At 41.8% G+C, this 1,905-nt stretch carries 1 protein-coding gene; it reads left to right on the top strand.

Annotated features, from left to right (window positions below; translation table 11 throughout):
- A partial coding sequence (locus AC1DPQ_RS26485) for a glycosyl hydrolase family 95 catalytic domain-containing protein (RefSeq protein WP_477611395.1) occupies window positions 1–1,905 on the top strand: 1,905 nt, incomplete at both ends.

Here is a 1,905-nt window from a genome sequence, read left to right as displayed (position 1 = left end):
GTATGTACCAGGCTTTTGGCGATATATTTATTGATTTCGATAATAAAGAACAAAATTTCAGCAATTATACACGGAAATTAAATCTAACGGATGCGGTCCATTCCATCAATTACACTCAAAATGGGACCACCTATAAACGTGAATATTTTTGCAGCTTTCCGGATAAAGTAATGGTTTTAAGGTTAACTGCTGATCAGAAAAAATCATACTCAGGCACGGTTAGGCTTAAAAACGCACATCAGGGCAATGTAACAGTAAACGGAAATACCATCCAGTTTACTGGCAAGTTATCCAACGGAATGCCTTATCAGGCCACTGCCTTGGTTAAAATCGAAAATGGCAGCAGCCATGCAGTTAAAGACGATGATGGCGAAAAATTAAAAATAGCAAATGCCGATGCCATAACCATCCTCTTTACCGCTGCTACGAATTATAGCAATAAACGTAGCGATAACTGGAAAGGAGAAGAACCGGCTTCAAAGATAGACCGCATCCTGAAACAAGCAAGTACAAAATCATATTCAAATCTGTTAAAAGCACATATTCAGGATTACCAGCAATTATTTAACCGTTTGGCTATTAATTTAGGTGAGCATGATATTAAAAACAACAGTTTACCAACTTATCAAAGGCTAATCAATTATAAAAAGACTCCTGATCCAGCCTTAGAAGCGTTGATTTTTCAATACGGAAGATACCTCTTGATCAGTTCATCAAGACTGGGCGGTTTACCGGCCAACCTACAGGGTCTCTGGAACGAAAGCAATACTCCGCCATGGGGCAGCGATTATCATTCTAACATCAATATCCAGATGAATTATTGGCTGGCAGGGCCGACCAATCTTTCTGAATGTCAGCTCCCATACCTCGATTACATTAACAGCATGCGGGAAGTGAGTGCTGTTGCCACACGCAAACAATATCCGAATACCCGTGGCTGGACCGTAAAAACTGAAAATAATATTTTCGGCGGAATGAGTTTTTTATGGAACACGCCTGGTAGCGCGTGGTATGCACAAGCACTTTGGGAGCACTATGCTTTTACAAAAGACAAGGATTATCTAAAGAATTTTGCTTACCCAATTATAAAGGAGATATCGGAGTTTTGGGACGACCACTTGAAAAGAAGACCAGATGGGACTTTGGTATCGCCATTGGGCTGGTCGCCAGAGCATGGGCCAACTGAAGATGGCGTAACGCACGATCAGCAAATTGTATACGATCTCTTCACCAATTATATAGAAGCAGCCGAAATTTTAGGCATTGATGGTGATTACAAAAAACACATTGCAGACCTTAAAGCACACTTATTAAAGCCTAAAATTGGCAAATGGGGGCAATTGCAGGAATGGGAAACCGACCGTGATGATCCCAAAGATCAACATAGACACATTTCTCATCTGTTTGGTCTGCATCCAGGGAGAGAAATCAGCACCATTAAAACACCAGAACTTGCCAAAGCCGCGAGGGTAACTTTAACTGCACGTGGCGACGAATCGACAGGATGGTCTATGGCCTGGAAGATTAACTTTTGGGCCAGACTACAGGATGGAAATCATGCCTACAAAATATTACAGAACTTCATTACACCAGTAGGTGGCTCAGGTACCGATTACAACAAAGGTGGCGGCATTTACACCAATCTTTTCTGTGCACATCCACCGTTCCAGATTGATGGAAATTTTGGTTATACTGCGGGCGTTTCAGAAATGCTCTTACAAAGCCAGGCTGGTGAATTGCAATTTTTACCTGCCCTGCCCGATCAATGGTCAACAGGAAGTATTCAGGGTTTAAGAGCAAGAGGGAACTTCGAAATTACAGATCTGCAGTGGAAAGATGGTAAAGTCATAAGACTGTCGATCAAATCGTTATCAGGCGAAGATTGCATTGTGAGGTCTCCTAATG

The sequence above is a fragment of the Pedobacter sp. 01T416_2 genome (genome assembly GCF_056398925.1).
The sequence above is the reverse complement of the archived record's forward strand: the minus strand, read 5'-3'. Positions and strand labels throughout refer to the sequence as shown.